The organism is Salinicola sp. DM10 (assembly GCF_017306975.2).
Taxonomy (GTDB): Bacteria; Pseudomonadota; Gammaproteobacteria; order Pseudomonadales; family Halomonadaceae; genus Salinicola.
This window is the reverse complement of record NZ_JAFLEN020000001.1, coordinates 1,855,353-1,871,167: the sequence shown is the minus strand read 5'-3', so window position 1 is coordinate 1,871,167 and position 15,815 is coordinate 1,855,353. Positions and strand designations below refer to the sequence as shown.

At 63.9% G+C, this 15,815-nt stretch carries 14 protein-coding genes; 7 read left to right on the top strand and 7 right to left on the bottom strand.

Features of this window, described 5'->3' with window-relative positions:
* Window positions 1-16 precede the first annotated feature (16 nt).
* From J0A90_RS08305 to J0A90_RS08295, 3 genes are read left to right on the top strand one after another with little or no spacing between them, the layout of a single operon-like run.
* Window positions 17-1,189: a hypothetical protein gene (locus J0A90_RS08305; protein WP_233076611.1), complete on the top strand. Its 1,173-nt coding sequence runs from the start codon at window positions 17-19 to the stop codon at window positions 1,187-1,189.
* Window positions 1,190-1,220: 31 nt separating this feature from the next.
* A complete protein-coding gene (locus J0A90_RS08300) occupies window positions 1,221-4,025 on the top strand; it encodes an EAL domain-containing protein (RefSeq protein ID WP_233076609.1) in 2,805 nt (934 codons plus the stop codon).
* Complete coding sequence (locus tag J0A90_RS08295) at window positions 4,000-4,791, top strand: PEP-CTERM/exosortase system-associated acyltransferase (protein WP_207033433.1); 792 nt, start codon at window positions 4,000-4,002, stop codon at window positions 4,789-4,791. The genes J0A90_RS08300 and J0A90_RS08295 overlap by 26 nt, the downstream gene beginning before the upstream one ends.
* 66 nt (window positions 4,792-4,857) lie before the next feature.
* Here the strand turns inward: J0A90_RS08295 and J0A90_RS08290 are convergent, their stop codons facing one another.
* Entirely contained in the window at window positions 4,858-5,934 is a 1,077-nt protein-coding gene (locus J0A90_RS08290) for a tartrate dehydrogenase (RefSeq protein WP_207033431.1), read from the bottom strand.
* Between the two features lie 291 nt (window positions 5,935-6,225).
* Here J0A90_RS08290 and J0A90_RS08285 point away from each other — a divergent pair, with 291 nt between their 5' ends.
* Window positions 6,226-7,140, top strand: coding sequence for a LysR family transcriptional regulator (locus J0A90_RS08285; RefSeq protein ID WP_207033429.1), 915 nt, complete (start codon window positions 6,226-6,228; stop codon window positions 7,138-7,140).
* A gap of 262 nt (window positions 7,141-7,402) precedes the next feature.
* Here the strand turns inward: J0A90_RS08285 and J0A90_RS08280 are convergent, their stop codons facing one another.
* Together J0A90_RS08280 and J0A90_RS08275 are read right to left on the bottom strand one after the other, a co-directional pair.
* Window positions 7,403-8,344, bottom strand: coding sequence for an ABC transporter substrate-binding protein (locus tag J0A90_RS08280; RefSeq protein WP_233076607.1), 942 nt, complete (start codon window positions 8,342-8,344; stop codon window positions 7,403-7,405).
* 45 nt (window positions 8,345-8,389) lie between these two features.
* Window positions 8,390-9,559, bottom strand: a complete 1,170-nt coding sequence (locus tag J0A90_RS08275) for a TauD/TfdA family dioxygenase (RefSeq protein WP_207033712.1) — start codon at window positions 9,557-9,559, stop codon at window positions 8,390-8,392.
* Between the two features lie 339 nt (window positions 9,560-9,898).
* Here J0A90_RS08275 and J0A90_RS08270 point away from each other — a divergent pair, with 339 nt between their 5' ends.
* Together J0A90_RS08270 and J0A90_RS08265 are read left to right on the top strand one after the other, a co-directional pair.
* On the top strand, window positions 9,899-10,762 hold the full coding sequence (locus J0A90_RS08270) for a LysR substrate-binding domain-containing protein (RefSeq protein ID WP_035477082.1): 864 nt from the start codon (window positions 9,899-9,901) through the stop codon (window positions 10,760-10,762).
* Window positions 10,763-10,827: 65 nt separating this feature from the next.
* Window positions 10,828-11,292, top strand: coding sequence for a hypothetical protein (locus J0A90_RS08265; protein WP_035477081.1), 465 nt, complete (start codon window positions 10,828-10,830; stop codon window positions 11,290-11,292).
* Between the two features lie 89 nt (window positions 11,293-11,381).
* On the opposite strand, the gene ltaE is transcribed toward J0A90_RS08265, so the two are convergent.
* Together ltaE and J0A90_RS08255 are read right to left on the bottom strand one after the other, a co-directional pair.
* A complete protein-coding gene (gene ltaE, locus J0A90_RS08260; protein WP_207033426.1) occupies window positions 11,382-12,398 on the bottom strand; it encodes a low-specificity L-threonine aldolase in 1,017 nt (338 codons plus the stop codon).
* A gap of 77 nt (window positions 12,399-12,475) precedes the next feature.
* Window positions 12,476-13,339 (bottom strand): sirohydrochlorin chelatase, encoded by an 864-nt coding sequence (locus tag J0A90_RS08255; RefSeq protein WP_207033424.1) that lies wholly within the window; start codon window positions 13,337-13,339, stop codon window positions 12,476-12,478.
* Between the two features lie 203 nt (window positions 13,340-13,542).
* On the opposite strand from J0A90_RS08255, the gene J0A90_RS08250 reads away from it, so the two are divergent.
* The gene (locus J0A90_RS08250; protein WP_207033422.1) at window positions 13,543-13,890 is read left to right on the top strand and encodes a hypothetical protein; all 348 of its coding nucleotides are present in this window, start codon (window positions 13,543-13,545) and stop codon (window positions 13,888-13,890) included.
* Between the two features lie 145 nt (window positions 13,891-14,035).
* Here the strand turns inward: J0A90_RS08250 and J0A90_RS08245 are convergent, their stop codons facing one another.
* Window positions 14,036-14,956 carry a methylenetetrahydrofolate reductase gene (locus J0A90_RS08245; protein WP_207033420.1) on the bottom strand — a complete coding sequence of 307 codons (921 nt, stop codon included), beginning with the start codon at window positions 14,954-14,956 and terminating at the stop codon, window positions 14,036-14,038.
* Window positions 14,957-15,013: 57 nt separating this feature from the next.
* Window positions 15,014-15,811 carry a M90 family metallopeptidase gene (locus J0A90_RS08240; protein ID WP_207033418.1) on the bottom strand — a complete coding sequence of 266 codons (798 nt, stop codon included), beginning with the start codon at window positions 15,809-15,811 and terminating at the stop codon, window positions 15,014-15,016.
* Window positions 15,812-15,815: the final 4 nt, after the last annotated feature.

Sequence of the window (15,815 nt, the reverse complement as noted above, 5' to 3'; positions counted from 1 at the left end):
CTTATTACGAAGCGCAGTGCCGAGCTGGTTGAGCGCGCTTGGCCTGACGCTGGCAGCGCAGGCCCAGGCAATGGAGGTGCCGGACACTTTTCAGGTCCACGGCTTCATGAGCCAGGCGCTGATCTTGACCGACCACAACGACTTCTTTGGTCCGAGCAGTCGTGACACCGGCAGTCTGGAGTACACCGAGCTGGGGCTCAACGCGTCACTGCGGCCGCGCAGTAATGTGCTGGTGGCGGCGCAGGTACTAGCGCGTCAGGCAGGTGATATGCAGCAACTGAACGAGCCTGAACTCGACTATGGGGTGGTGGACTATCAGTTCTTCACCGACAGCAACGCCAATGCGGGTATTCAGCTCGGTCGTTTCAAGAATCCTCTTGGCCTCTACAACCAGACGCGAGATGTCGCCGCAACACGGCCCAGCATCTTGCTGCCACAGTCCATTTACTTCGATCGTACTCGCCAGCCCGCGCTTTCCGCGGACGGTGTCATGCTTTACTCAGAGGCGTTTCTGAATAACGGCTCCGTCCGGTTTCAGTTCGGTATGGGCAGCCCTCGTCTCGACGATCAATCCGAAGTCAGTGTCCTGGGGGCAGGCAATTATGGTGACTTTTCGGGTAAAACGTCCTACATCGGTCAGATGCGTTACGAGCATGGTGGCGGCGAATTCGTGCTGGCGTTGACCTATGCCGATGTCAACGCGAAATTCGACTCTCGCGGTGCGCGACCTGGATCGGGTGATTTCTCCTTTCAGCCCTGGATTCTCTCTTTTCAGTACAATCTGGAGAATTGGTCTTTTACGACCGAATACGCCATTCGCAATATTCAGACCAAAGGTTTCGTGTCTCCTTATAACTACGATTTTACGGGAGAGAGCTGGTACGTGCAGCTGAGCCGCAGGCTAGGTAGTGAATGGCAGTGGCTCTTGCGGTACGACTCCCTGGTGACCGATATCGATGATCGTTCAGGGAAAGAATTTGCTCGGGAATCAGGCGTGCCAGCCTTCACGCGCTACGCCAAAGACTGGACGACCGGTCTGCAGTGGCAACCCTATGGTCGTTTCATGGTGTCGACGGAACTTCACCATATTCAAGGCACCGGCTGGCTGCCTTACCAGGATAGGGCGGAACTGATGAGCCAGGAAAAGTACTGGAATCTACTGCTTTTTCAGGTCTCTTACTTTTTCTGATGTCATCGACGAAACACTGAAAGGCATTTGAATGATTGCTCATAAGCGGACCTTCAAGCTGGACCTGAAATGGCGAGCCATGCTGCTCACCAGCTTTCTGCTTTTAGGTTTGACGATTTTGATCGTCTGGGTGAGCAATCGAGCGCTGGTGGACCAGTTCGATGACGCCCGGCGCGATTTTTACGAGCGTCAACGTCAGGAAGTGCATTTCAATATTCAGCGCTCCGCGGATGTCATGCGGCAGATGGCGAGCCTGGTGGCCGCCTCTGATTCTCTGGGCAAGGCGCTGCTGAATGCAGACACAGCGCGTGCCAGTCGTGCGCTCCGCACGCTGTGGCCCACACTGCAGTTGGATGCCGGGGTAGATGAAATCATTGTCTACGACCGCCATCTGGACGTGATCACCAGCACCGGCAGAGAGAGTACACTCGGGCCGGCCAGCATCGACCTGACCTGGCTGCGCGGCATTCTGACCCGTGAGGAGCCTGCCGATCGACTGGTATGCCGGCAGTCGTGCCAGCAGTACGAGGCAGTACCCGTATTGGCTGAGGGTACCGATGCAGGGGTTGTGGTCTTATCACGCTCGCTGGCCGATGTGACGCGCTATGTGCAGAAGAGTTCTGGCAGTGAGGTCGCCCTGCTGGTACGTCAGGCAGGGGACGCGGACGATGCGCGCTTTCTGCCACGCTGGAATACTCTGCTCACCGCCTTGACTCATGAGTCCGAGCTACTGCCCTTCATCAAGACACTCTCGCGTCAGTACACCTGGGAAGCGATCCAGGGCAGATCCCTGAGCTACTCGCGCGGCGGCCGGACCTATGAGCTGTCGACGATTCCCATCGCGGGAACTGATAGCGACGACGGCGCGCTTGGCAGCTTTCTATTGGTTTCGGACGTGACCTCGCAGATGGCGAGCATTTCCAGCACCACCAATACCATTCTGCTGATCTCCCTCGGTGGTTGGCTGGCGGCGGAGTTCATTCTTTACTTGATTCTGCGTTATCGCATGGACCAGTTGCGGGAAATCAGCCGTAAGCTTCCGCTACTGGCAGACCGTCAATACTACGTCATGCGGCAGGGACGGCAGGCGCGCAGATCATTGTTCGTCGACGAGATCGATACGCTGGAGAAGACGGCGATAGATCTCGAGATCCAGCTAGAGGGTCTCGAAAAGGAGGTCAGCAAACGCGGAAGCGAACTCGAAACCCGAGTACGCGAACTGGCTCGAGAGCGTGACTTCATTCGTGGACTCATGAATACCGCAGAGGTTCTGGTTGTCACGCACCGCCGGGATGGCCGCATGACGCTGGTCAATCGATTCTGCCAGGTGATGACGGGGTTGGATGAGCAGGCGCTCAAGCAACGCAGTTTCCCGGCAACCTTTGCGGTCGAGCGCTTCGACGAGGAGGAGATATTCTCACACGGCAGCCAGCAGGAGAGCACGTTCGTTGCTGTCGATGGCACCACCCGAACGATCGTCTGGTATCACACCCCATTGAGAACGGAAGAAGCGGGCACTGAGGTCATCTCCGTCGGCGTCGATATCACCGAGAGGAAAACGGCTGAAAATCAATTGTCCTGGCTGGCCAACCGCGACCCACTCACGGAACTCTACAATCGGCGCTTCTTCGAGGACTCGTTGCGCCGTGCCGTGGTCATGGGCCACTTCGGTGCGGTGCTCTATCTCGATCTCGATCGATTCAAGGACGTCAACGAGTTGAGCGGCCACCATTCAGGAGACCAACTGCTGCGGACTGTGGCAGCGACGCTGGCAGAGCTCAACCGGGGTAGTATCGTGGCGCGCCTGGGAGGCGACGAGTTTGCCGTGCTCATGGAGCACGCCTCTGCGGATCTAGCGATCGAACGCGCCAAACAGATCGCTGAGGAGTTGGAGCATCGCAGTCTGCACGTGGATGGTCGCACCCACCGCGCCAGTGCCAGTATCGGTATTGCGCTCTATCCCGATAACGGCGACAGTCCCGATGAGCTGATGGCCAATGCCGACTACGCGATGTATCGCGCCAAAGAGGACGCTACCCAACGCTGGCATTTGCTGACGCCGGATCAGCAGGGGCGTGAAGACTTGAAGAATCGTGTCTTTTGGGTCGAAAGAATTCGCAGTGCCCTGCTGCATGACCAGTTCGAATTGCTGGTTCAGCCTATCTTTCGATTGAAAGATCTCACTATTCAGCATTACGAAGCGCTGCTACGTATGCGCCAGGAAGATGGAAGCTACTTATCGCCGGGCGCCTTCATTCCGGTTGCCGAACGCACGGGACAGGTCGTTCCCATCGATAGATGGGTGCTTTCCCGCGGTATCGCCCTGCTGGCAAACCAGTCCGATGACATCATCAATCTGGCTGTCAACCTCTCTGGGCAGTCTCTCAATGACCGGACATTGACAACCTTTCTGCGTGAAGAGTTTGATAAGTGGCAGGTGAAGCCCCATCGCTTGGTGGTGGAAGTCACTGAGACTGCAGCGGTGACTGATTTCACCTCGGCGAGAGGCGTGCTCGAAGAAATCAGACGCTTGGGCTGCCAAGTAGCACTGGATGACTTTGGCGTGGGCTTCAGCAGTTTCTACTATCTAGGGCAGCTGCCGTCGGACTATATCAAGATAGATGGGTCATTCATTACCACGCTGTTGGATAGCGAGGAGAGTCGTCTGATCGTCAAAGCTATCGCCGATATCGCCCGTGGGTTGGGCAAGAAGACGGTCGCTGAATTCGTCGATAAGCCTTCTATTTTGCCCTTCTTGGCCAATTATAATATCGATTACGCTCAGGGGTTCTATTTTGGCAAACCAATGCTTGCTCGCGACGCAGGATTTGGATGAGCGCTCGCGGCCCCGCTCGATCGCTGGTGTGACGGACGCATTGCTGACAATTTTCCAGTTCAGGTTGGCGTTGTCCGAGGATGACAAGCGGTGTGCTTTTCAGCTGCGTCATCGAGTGTTTTGCGAAGAGCTCGGTTTTTTCAGCATCGACCAGCGGGATCGCGTCGAACGGGACGCCTTCGATGACAATGCCCTGCACTGTCTCGTGGCGCATCGCGAAACAGGGATGGTCGTCGGTTGTCTGCGGGTGGTCAAGGCGACAGGGGATGATGGTGATGCAGTCATTCTCCCTGTCGAAGAACACTGCTCGCACTTGGGCATCACCATCGACATGGGCGACGTTCCACTCTCCAGGGCGCACCTTTGCGAAATATCGCGTGTCGCCATTCCCCACTATTTTCGTACAGGTGGCGGGGGAGGCGAGCGTGCATCGGCGCAGGAGAAGCAACTGCTGCAGCGACACGGCCGTCAGGCGTTCATGACCCTCGGTATTGGTCTGAACCTATGCGCTACTGCCCTGAGTGGTCTGCTTGACCGCCCCCACGTTCTGGCGATGATCGAGCCACGCTTTCAGCGCCTGCTGGCCAGGGCCGGGCTGCGCTTCGCCCAGGTGAGCCCGACCGTCGAGCTGCTCGGTGTGCGGGCGGCGTTCTATATCGACCAGCGACGTGCCGAGCGCGAACTCAGTCAGACCTTTCAGCCGCTCTACGCGGCGCTCTACCACGAGTTGGAGCAGCAGTATCGTTTGACTCGTACCGCCAGTTGACCGGCCTCTACCGCCGCGCGCCCCGGCGTAGCGTCGCCACCCCGGGGCTCGCCGGTCGCATCGCCGTCAAAGTGCCTCGGCGATCGCCCGACCCAGGCTTTCGGTGGTGCCCTGGCCCTTGATGTCAGGGGTGAGCAGCGTGCGGTCGTCGCTGGCCAGCACGCGTTCGATGGCGCTGACGATGGCCGCGCCGGCGGCGTCGTGCCCCAGATGCTCGAGCATCATCGCGCCGCACCAGATCTGGCCGATCGGGTTGGCAATGCCCTTGCCGGCGATATCCGGCGCGCTGCCGTGGACCGGTTCGAACAGGCTGGGGAACTTGCCCTCGGGATTGATATTGGCCGAGGGCGCGATGCCGATGGTGCCGGTACAGGCCGGGCCGAGATCGGAAAGGATGTCGCCGAACAGGTTGCTGGCGACGACGACATCGAACCAGTCCGGGTGCAGGACGAAATTGGCGGTCAGGATATCGATATGGAACTGATCCACGCCGATCTCGGGGTAGTGCGAGGCCATCGCCTTCACCCGCTCGTCCCAGTAGGGCATGGTGATCGAGATGCCATTGGACTTGGTCGCTGAGGTCAGCTTCTTGCGCGGGCGGCTCTGGGCCAGCTCGAAGGCGTACTTGAGCACCCGATCCACCCCGGTACGCGTCATCACCGTCTCCTGCATCACCGTCTCGCGCTCGGTGCCCTCGAAGATCTTGCCGCCGATGCTCGAGTACTCGCCCTCGGTGTTTTCGCGTACCACGTAGAAGTCGATGTCGCCGGGGTGGCGGTCCGCCAGCGGGCTCTTGATGCCCGGCATCAGCCGGCAGGGGCGCAGGTTGATGTACTGGTCGAAATGGCGCCGGAACTGCAGCAGCGAGCCCCACAGCGAGATATGGTCGGGTACTTTCTCCGGCCAGCCCACCGCCCCGTAGAAGATGGCGTCGAACCGCGACAGGGTGTCGAACCAGTCGTCCGGCAGCATCTGACCGTGTTCCAGGTAGTAGTCGCAGCTACCGAAGGCGAACGTCTCGAACTCGAGCGCGATATCGAAACGGCGGGCGGCGGCCTCGAGCACGCGCAGGCCTTCCGGCACCACTTCGGTGCCGATGCCGTCGCCGGGGATGACGGCAATGCGATGGGGCTGGTTAGCCATTGGGATTACCTCATGAAGTCGATGGGAGGACGGTGCACGCTGTTCGAGTGCCAGTGCCGTTAGGCACTATCTGAAAAGAACTGCGCTCGACCATGCAGCGTTAAAAACCGGCTCAAAATGCTCATTTACACCTCGTAAACTCCGCGTTTTCGCCGATTTTTGACTCGCCTGGCCTTCGCTCGTCGACTTTTCAGACAGCACCTAGTTTCGCTGTCTGCAGTGTAGGCCCTCTCGCCGCGGCGATAATCGGGCTATCATGCAAGCCATTGTTGAATACAGGTGGAGAATGGCGTGGCGGCGCTCGACGATCTGGCCTTTTTCCAGCATATCGCCCGGGCGCGCAGCCTGACCGGAGCGGCCCGTGAGCTGGGGCTGTCACTCTCAGCGGTCAGCAAGCGGTTGCAGCAGCTGGAGCAGCGGCTGGGCGTGACGCTGGCGGTTCGTACCACTCGGCGCCTGACGCTCACGCCGGAGGGGGAGCGCTACCTGCAGCGCGGCGCTCTGATCCTCGACGATCTCGGCGAGCTCGAGAACTCATTGCGCGAGCAGGGCTCGGCGCTGAGCGGTCGGCTGCACGTCAATGCCACCTTCGGTTTTGGCCGGCGCCATGTGGCGCCGCTGCTGTCGCGCTTCGCTGCCTGCCACCCTCAGCTCTCGCTGCAGCTGGAGCTGAGCAATTTCCCCCGCAGACTCGACGCTCAGGACGTGGATATCCACATCCGGGTGGGCGAGCCGCCGGACGCACGCTGGGTCGCCCGGCGGCTGCTCGCCAACCGCCGTATCCTGTGTGCGGCGCCGGCCTATCTCGCCAGCCGGCCACCGCTACGAACGCCGGAAGATCTGGCCCAGCACGACTGCCTGGTGATCCGTGAGAACGACACCGACTATGCGCTGTGGCGCTTCGAGGCCGTGGCCGACCCACGTGAGCAGCGCACGGTGCGCGTACATGGCCGGCTGTCGAGCAACGACGGCGAGGCGATGACCCGGCTGGCGCGTGATGGCCACGGTGTGCTGCTGCGCTCCTGGTGGGACGTGCATGGGCTGCTCGCCCGCGGCGAGCTGGTCGAGCTGCTGCCCGAATGGCGCGGCGTGGCCGCGGATTTCCATCTGCTCTACAGCGCGCGTGCGCGTGAGAGTCTGCGGGTCAAACGCTTCGCCGAGTTCATGGTGGCGGAGATGGCGGGGCGGGTGCCGCCGTTACCCTAGTTTGAGTAAGACGCGTACCGGCGTTCTGCCACTTGCCGTGCGGCGCCTGGATGTGGCCCGGAAAAACAGCCAGACAAAAAAATGCCCACCAGGGGATGGTGGGCAAGTAAGGGATCATTCAAGGGAACACTGACTCAGAGTGCCTGCGCGCGGGATAGTTCCCGCTGGGGTCAAAAAAATCGCGAAAAAAATGTAACGCTTTTTTGCCGTAATGGCGGAGCGCGCTCGGCGCACCGCCCGGTGCGGCCTCAGCCAGTGTGGATCACAGCGAGAACGCCGCTTTCACCGCCGGCCAGGCGGGCTCGCCGGTGGTGGTTTCGACACCCTTCAGCATCGCCTGAACCTCTTCCGGATGCGCGGTGATCCACGCCTTGGCCACCGCCTGCTGCGACTCTCCGACCTGACCGTACTGCTGGATCATCCAGCTCTGCTCTGCCGAGGAGAAGCTGAACTGATCGAAGAAAGTCACCAGGTTGGGATGCGCGTCGGCGTATTTGCTGGCCATCAGCGTGCGCACGTCGCTGGCGCCGTTGCCCTTGCCGAACAGATTCTTGCTGTCGCTCAGATAGTGCATCGGAAACTCGAGGTTCATCCAGTGCGGCTTCCAGCCGACCCATACGATTGGCTCGTGGTTGTCGATATGGCTCTTGACCGCGCTGAGCATGCCCACGGTGCTGGTGTCGACCAGCGTCCAATCCCCCAGGCCCCAGGTGTCGGCGTCGATCGCCTTGTTCAGGATCTCGCTCGCCGCCGAGCCGGCGCCGAAGCCGTAGATCTCGCCGCCGAATTCATCGCGATGGGCATCGAGGTCGGCGAACGAGGTGATGCCGCTGTCGTACACATACTCGGGCACCGCCAGTGTCATCTGCGCGCCGGTCACGTTGGTGGCCAGGTGGCGCACGCTGCCCTTCTCCTCCAGCGGCGCCAGCATCGGCTGCTGGGCCGGCAGCCAGGCTCCCAGAAAGAGATCGACGTCACCGCTGTCCAGGCCCTGGTAGATGACCTGCAGCCCGATCTCCTGAGCCTTTGGGTGATAGCCGAGTGCGCTCAGCAACTGGCTGGCGATCTCGGTCTTGACGCTGATACCGGGCCAGGCGGGCGCGCCGAAGACGATGGTGTCGTCCGCGGCCTGGGCCGCCGGCATGGCGCTCAGGCTCAGGCCGGCGCTCAGCAGCAGGGCGGTCAGGGTGGTCGCATATCTCATTGTCATTCTCCTTGATAGCGGGTAAGGGCTAGCGGTGGTGCGCTCTCAGCGTGTCAGCACGCGCAGGTGCGACTGCAGCATGTCGAGGTCGAGATAAGTGCCCTGAAGATGACGCTTGCCGGTGTTGGGGTCGAAGGCGTTACGTCCGTGCAGCACGCGGCGATTGTCGAACGCCACCATCTGCCCCGGCGCCAGGGTCAGCTCGACCCGGCGCTGCGGCTCGCGCAGCACCTGCCAGAAGGTATGGTAGGCGTCGTACCAGGCGTCGATCTGCGCCACCGGCAGGCTCAGGGTATCGCGAATCCAGTTGTTGAAACGGATCTCGCGCGGCTCACCGGTGGCATCCAGGTCGATGACCGGCTGGCGCACGGCGATATCGTGGCCATCGTCCTGAAAGCGGAAGTCGATCGGCGTTTCGCTGAGAATCCGAAACGCCTGCGGGTCACGCTGACGCAGCTCGCGTGCCGCGGCAAAGCCGTCGGTGAAGCTCGACTCGCCGCCTTCGGCATCGTTCTCCAGGCAGTAGAGCAGCTGGATGTCCGGCGGCTGACGCCAGTTGGGCAGATCGGTGTGGAGCTCCAGGCCGATCGCGGTATAGGCCGCGTTGTTCGGGTTGGGTACCGAGCGTACATCGAAGCGGGCGCCGAAGTTGGTGGCGCGCTGGGGGCCGATGTGTTCGGCGATGCGGGAGACCGTTTCCGGCTCGCGCGGGCCGTCATCGAGCAGCACCAGGCCATCGCGCAGCAGCGCCTCGATCCAGCGGCGGCGCCCGGCCTGGCTGTCGTCGAAGTCGGCATAGGCCACGTGGCGCGGCGCGAAGCCGGGCTGCCACGGCGCGGCGCGGGGCAGCAGGGTGTCCCGCGCCTGGCCGGGACGGCGCTGATGGAGCCAGCCGGCATCGAAGCGCGAACGATGCCCGTCGGCCCAGGTCAGGCTCAGGCGGTCGGCGGCAACGTTCAGCTCGGCCACCGCATCGTCGTTGCCCAGACGTGCCCACAGCGGGTCGTCGAGCAGCGAGTAGAGACGCTCTCGGGTCAGCGGGTGGCGGCACGCCGAGCAAGCGCAGTGATCGCGCAGCCAGCGCTGGGGAAACTCGCCTTGGCTGCCATCGGCCCAGGTCAGCACTACCCGGCGTGACTGCCGCCTGGCGTCCACCAGCGCCACGTCGGGCGCGCCCTCGCCCTCGCCCTGGCGATAGCGGCGCAACTCGGCCATCTCGACTCGCGTGTCGGCGCTCTGGACAGAAGCGGTGTGGAAGGCATTACCGGATGACAAGACTCGAACTCCCGATGGCGTGACCATCTCTTGCAGGTGAATGAGGAATGAGCGGCAGAACGCCGGGCGAGCGATAGGCGCATCGACGCCTCACGTCTCGCGATATCGAAACAGGATGCGGAGAGTGACAAAGCGTGACAAACGATTAATCTATCGGCTAAGGCCAAGCTGGGCTAATGCCGGGCTTATTTCAGAGAACGTGTAGGCTGTGTCCGACATCGTCCGCCAGTCGGTGCGTGAGAGCGTCTTCCGGTCCACTCGAACTGCAAGAGAGTCACTATGTCCCAGCTACCCCCGGTGCTCTGGCTACACGCGTTCGAGGCGGCTGCGCGCACCCTCAGCTTCACCGCCGCGGGGCGTGAGCTAGGGGTCACCCAGTCCGCGATCAGTCAGCGCATTCGGCTGCTCGAGGACCGTGTCGGGCAGCCGCTGTTCGTGCGCCATCCGCGCAGTCTGGCGCTCACACCGGCCGGGCGCGCCTGGCTGCCCAGCGTGCAGGACGCCTTCGCGCGGCTGGCCGAAGGTACCGCCGAGGTGTTCGGTCCCAGCCCCGATGCGCCGGTCACCCTGCGCGCCACGCCGGCACTGCAGCAGACCTGGCTGGCGCCGCGCCTGCTGCGCTTCCAGCAGGCGCATCCGCAGGTCACCCTGCGCCTGGTGAGCGCGATCTGGGCGGATGACTTCGGTGCCGAAGGGGTGGATATGGAGCTGCGCTACGGCCACGGCGAGTGGCCCGATCTCACCGCGCAGTGCCTGGGTGAAGAACGCCTGCTGCCGGTGTGCAGCGCGGCGCTGGCGCAGCGCCTGGGCGAGCCCGCCGACCTGGCCGGCGAAACGCTGCTGCACGCCGCGGGGTTCGCCGCCGGCTGGCCGAGCTGGCTGGCTCTGGCAGGTGTCGCCGGGCTCGAGCAGCGCTGCCGGGCGATGATCTGCGATACCCACGTGACCACCCTGGCGCTGGCCGGCTACGGCGGCGGGATTGCGCTCTCCCACCGACGCCTGCTCGAGGCGAGCCGTGATCTGGTGGCGCCCTTCGCTCTGGATATGGCCACCGACGAAGCGTTCTGGCTGGTACGCCCGGCCAGCCGTCAGCTGCGCGCGCCGGCGGCGGCGCTGTGGGACTGGCTGCTGGCGGACCACTGAGCCGAGCCGGCCACGGCCCAGGTGGGCTATGCTGAAGGCCTTTCCCGCCAACTTCGAGGTGGAGCATGTCCAAGCTATCGCGATCCCGTCGCCCGCTGGCCAAGGCGGCACTGACGCTGGGCCTGGCCCTGATGACGGCGCTGCCCGCGGCCGGCGTCGCCCTGGCGCAGGGTGTTACCGGTGTCGACCCGCACACCGGCAAGCGCGTGTATCTGCCCGACAACAACCACGACGGTCGCGCAGACTACGTGCCGCGGCGCCTGGAGATTCAGGTGGTGCCGGGCATCAACACCGCGCCCAACCCGCCACCGGTGCGTGACGACTCGGCCGGCGGCACGATCTGCCATGGCCGCGACGGCGGCACCACTATCTCCACCGCGCGACGGGTCTGCGATCCCGATGCGCCGAGCGGCGATGGCGGGCCGGGCGCCAGCTCGACCACCACCCGCTCGACCACAACGACCACCACCACGACTACGCGCTCCACGCCGACACGTCCCTCTTCCGGCTCATCCACCCGGGTCGATTGAGGCGCTTGCCGGCGCGCGGCAGGCGACGCTGCGGGTCGGCCGTGTCGGTGACTGGTCGATCGGTGACTGGTCGATCGGTGGCTGGCTGGTCAGTGGCTGGCGAAGTAGCGCGTGAAGGCGTCCACCACCTGATCGATATCCGCCTCGGAGACATCGCGGTGAGTGACGAAGCGCGGCGCGTAGAGCGCACCGACGAGGATGTCGCGTGCCTTCAGCCAGGCGAGCAGGTGCTCGGGGTCGAGGGCGTCGCCGCGGGTGAAGCGCACGAACACCATATTGGTCGCCTGTGAGGTCACTTCGATCCCGTCGATGGCGGCGAGCCCCGCCGCCAGACGCTCGGCCTTGGCATGATCCGCGGCCAGTGCCGGCAGATGACGCGTCAGCGCATATTCACAGGCCGCCGCCAGCAGCCCCACCTGGCGCATGCCGCCGCCCACTACCTTGCGCCAGCGCCGGGCCTGATCGATCAGTGCCTGGCTACCCACCAGCACCGAACCGGCCGGCGCGCCAAGCCCCTTGGAGCAGCAGATCGAGACGCTATCGAAGGGCGCGCACAGCGCTTCCAGGGTCGAGCCGCTGGCGACCACGGCATTGCCCACGCGGGCACCGTCGAGATGGGTGGCGAGACCGTGCTGGTGCGCCAGCGCGGTGGCCTGATGCACATAGCCGGCATCCAGGACCTGGCCGTGGAAGGTATTCTCCAGCGCCAGCAGTCGGGTACGGGCGAAGTGCGGGTCCACCGGCTTGATCGCGGCGGCGATCTTCTCCAGCGGCAGGCTGCCGTCGGCGGCGTTGTCGATCGGCTGCGGCTGAATGCTGCCCAGTACCGCCGCGCCGCCGCCCTCATAGCGATAGGTGTGCGCCTGCTGACCGACGAGGTATTCGTCACCACGCTGGCAGTGGCTCATCAGTGCGACCAGATTGCTCTGGGTGCCGGAGGGGAAGAACAGCGCCGCCTCCTTGCCGGTCTGGTCGGCGGCGTAGCGCTCCAGCTGATGGACGCTGGGGTCGTCGCCCCAGACATCGTCACCCAGGGGGGCGTCGAACATCACCCGGCGCATCTCGGCGCTGGGACGGGTCACGGTATCGCTGCGTAAATCGATCATGGGAGCGCCTTTGAGGTGTCGTTGCAGAAGGTCGTGGTTGAGGGCCGCCTTCGGCCAGGCGCCTGGTCGAGCGTCGCTCACGCCGGCGGCGATGCCGGGGCGAGCGCCATCAGCAGCGGCTCGCCGGCGAGTGCCTGCTGCAGGCGAGTGGCGAGAATCTCGACGATGGCATCGTTCTCGCCCACCAGTCGTGTCGTGACCACGTTGAGGCCGGGGGCGCGCGACATCGCCTGAGAACAGATCTCGGCGATGTCGCCCCCTTCGCCGGCGTGGCGGCCCGGGGAGAGAAACAGCATCGCGAGGATCACGTCACCCTCGGCCAGCGCGGGCGAGGCCAGCAGGTCTTCCAGCAGCGGCTCGTTGAAGCGGTAGGCGTCGCCCTCGCGGCGCTCCATCGAGGCAAACGTCACACACGCGACATCGTCGGCCAGCAGTGCGCTCAGTTGCCCGCTGAGGTAGTTGCGCACCGCCGTGACTTCGGGGATCGGGCTGCCGTGGTCGACCAGCACGACCCTGGGCTTGGACTGGCCCGTCATGCATTCGCGCACGTTGTCGGCTAGGAGCCGTGCCAGGCGCAAATCCGGCGTCAGCAGCGTATCCACCAGCGGCGGGGCGACCTTCACCGCCAGCTCGGGGTAGCTGGCCCGCACCTCGGCTAGCCGCTCCGGCAGGTAACGGGTCAGCGCCTGGCTGGGGCCGAAGAAGAAGGGCAGGATCAGCAGCTCGGTCACGCCCACGGCGGCATGGCGTTCGGCCAGCGGCCCCAGCGAGACGGCCTTGTGCCCGCCGAGCTGCTCGGGGGGGATCTTGAACGAGTGCAGCAGCGACGCGGCCTCGACCGCCTCGCCACTGACCTGGCTTAGAGCCGCGGCGAGCCGGCGCAGATTGAGCGTGGCAGCGGGGCGCAGGGAGCCGTTGTCGACGAGTAGAATCTTTCGCATGGGGCCTCGGTAGGGTAACGGCAGAGCCAATCGCTGAAGGGCTAGCATACCCGAGCGCTAGCGCTTGGCAGAACCTGGCAGACTGGCCACCTTCTTTCGGCGGTGCGTTTGTTCATGCCAGGCGCTTGGCGCATGATGCCGATGCTTAGAGGGTGTTTACACATTCAGCGAGCGCAGCCAGTTTTCGTGAAGGGCCTAGGCCGATGACCCAAGATTCCGCACTCCCGCAGCGTATTCGACAATACTTGGCGGCGGCTCCCCGCGAGGCACTGCCGATCACCTATCAGCAGCTCGCCGAGGCGCTGGGCTTGCAGCCGCCGCGCACCATTCAGCGCGTCGCCCAGGCGCTGGAAGCCCTGATGCGTGAAGACGCCGCGCACGGCCGGCCCTTTATCGCCGCGCTGGTCGTCAGCCGCCGCGGGGAAGGGCTGCCCGCGCAGGGCTTCTTCGATCTTGCCGTGGAACTGGGGCGGTTCCCCGTCGATCCGGCGCGACAGGCCGGGGCTTGGCGGGAGGCGTTTGAACGCGCGATGGCAGCGAGATCGGCGTAGAGGCGATCCCAATTCCATTCGACACGCTGCCCGTCGGGCGGGGGCGGGCGTAACCGATGCGCGGTATCTTGCCGGCTACCGGTGGGTCGTTGGCTACCGTTGGGTTGTTGCTAGAGAGACGACGCCGACGGGGCGATGACCCCGGTCATCCTCGAGTTTGCGCGAAACGGTTGGCCCACTTTACCGTGAGATCGAACGCACCCAGGGCATAAAAGTGGAAGCCCGCCAGGTTGCTGGCCGGATCGCGCTCCTTGGAGACAGCCAGTGCCTTGACGATCCGGCCTGGATCCTGACCTCGCCAGCTCAGGCCTAGCAATCCTCTCAATCCGGTCATGTTCCTGCGTAGCACCTTGACCGAGGAACCGACCCCGCAAGCCATGGCGTGCTTGAGCAGGCTGGGTCCACTGGCCAGGCCGGGCAGGCCGGCATGAATCGGCAACCGATTGCCTTGCTCCCGAATACGACGCTCCCAGGCAATGAAAGGGTCGGCATCGAAGAAAAACTGGGTGACGATGTAGAGCGGTATACCGGTCTCGACCGAAAAGGCATTCTTGATCGCCAAGGCACGGTCGAGCGCATCCTGCGTCGCCTCGGGGTGACCCTCCGGGTGCCCCGCCACACCGATACGCCGTATGCCGACACGCTCGATGACACCCGACTCCAGCAGCTCGAGCGTGTTGCCGAGCTGGCCGTGAGGCGTGTCGTCGCCGCCGGCCAGCAGCAGGATCTCATCGACGGCGGCCTCTGCCACCAGTTTCGATAGCAAACGCTCGAATTCACGCTTGTCGGCTAGCCTACGGGCGGTCACATGGGGTATCGGTTTGAAGCCCATGCCCTGCAATCGCTTGGCGCACGCCAGCATCTCCTCGGGCGTATTCTTCGGGAACTGGGGAATGAAAATGCGGGTTCCCTCGGGAACGGCGCCCCATTCGACCCTGTCTCCAAGTATCGCCTTCGGTGTGGCCTCTATCGAATACCCCTGAGACAGCGGGATGAATGGCACGCAAGGCCCCTCGTTCAGCGGTGTCGTTACCGCGTCTTTGGGCTTGGCGAATGGCGCCGACATCTTGATCCTCCATCCTGCGATTTTTTACGCTATGGCGTTCGAATTTTGAAATCGGCCTCAGGCGGATGGCGAGGGGCGTGTGAAACGCGTCATGGCGTCCTGCCCGAAGTAGCGCTTCAGCAGGTCGTAAAGCGCGGGATAGACCTCGATCAACTGATCCGGGGCGGTGAAGAAGAGCTCGCAGCAGACCGCGAAGCACTCGCCGGGGTGGGTGGCGGCGTAGTCGTCGATCGGCGTCTCTTCGCCGCGGGCGAGGTGCGCCTGCAGGTCGTCCCATACCGCGGTGAAGATGCGATGCCACTCCTGGGCGGTGACTTCGCTCGCGGCGGCCAGCGGCGGGAAGCCGTCGACATCGTGGGAGTTGCCCAGGTCGAGCTTGTGGGCGAACTCGTGGATGATCACGTTGTAGCCGGAGTAGTCGCCGCTGGCGCCGACCTCGGGAGAGGCCAGCACCACCGGGCCACGCCAGGAGGTCTCGCCGGCGCGTTCGTCCTCGTACTCGTGCATCACGCCGAAGTCGTCCAGCTCCTCCACCCGACGATGGAAGGCGTCGGCGACCAGTACGATATCGTGCACGTTGGCGAAGGCGGCGCTGGCGTCGTCGTCGCTCCAGGCCAGCGTCAGCAGGCAGGCCTGGGCGGTGATCGCGAGCTGGGCGGCGAGATCGAATTCGACGCCCTCGGACGCCGCCCACTGCCAGCGGTGCAGCTGCTGCCAGGCGCGCTCACCCAGGCGTGCGGCGTCGCTGTCGCCGAGGTCGGCGAGCAGCGGCAGGCCCTGACGCACCGCCTGCCAGCACGCCGCATCGAACGCGGGGGCGCCGCGCCGAATGGGCCACCAGCCCGGCCGCTTCACGCGG